A 524-nucleotide genomic window follows, 5' to 3' on the forward strand; every position below is an offset into this window, starting at 1 on the left:
CCTTCTCGTATCTGGCTCGTCAAAGTCTCCTTTTGTTTGTTATTCAAGGCAACCAGTGCACTTTTTTGCTGTTGTTCTGGCGTTAATTGAAGCCAAGCATAACTCATGGATTCATTTGCTTGTTTCCCAATCGAGAGCTTAAGCGCTCCTTTGATAGGGGCTGTTAACGATTTATACGAATGAATGCCCTGCTCTTTTAATAGCTTAATCGGATTTCCTGCACTAAAACCCAATGTTCCTGCCGAGTTATTCAATAAAATGAGTTTGCTTCTGTGTGCTTGAGTGATGTCGCTTAACGCGGATAAATCATCAAAAGAAAGTTTTTGTGCATCATGAACAATCACTAAATCTTGCTTTTTTTTCGTAAACGGTGATGATTTGATGTGCTTCCCATAATGATATTGAAATCCAGACACCGTATGCACAATATCGTCTTTAAACAAATTTTTAATCCTGGAAATAAATCCTGTATCCAAATGTTTGATGTCTGCTCGAAGTTGCTGCGTTTTTAGGCTACCAGGATG

General features: G+C 38.7%; 1 protein-coding gene. It reads right to left on the bottom strand.

The annotated features are described in order from the left end of the window. Nucleotides 1–524 (bottom strand): hypothetical protein (locus A8O27_RS18270; RefSeq protein WP_154669274.1); only part of this gene is annotated, 524 nt, incomplete at both ends.

The sequence above is a fragment of the Legionella bozemanae genome, assembly GCF_001648595.1.
Taxonomy (GTDB): Bacteria; Pseudomonadota; Gammaproteobacteria; order Legionellales; family Legionellaceae; genus Legionella; species Legionella bozemanae.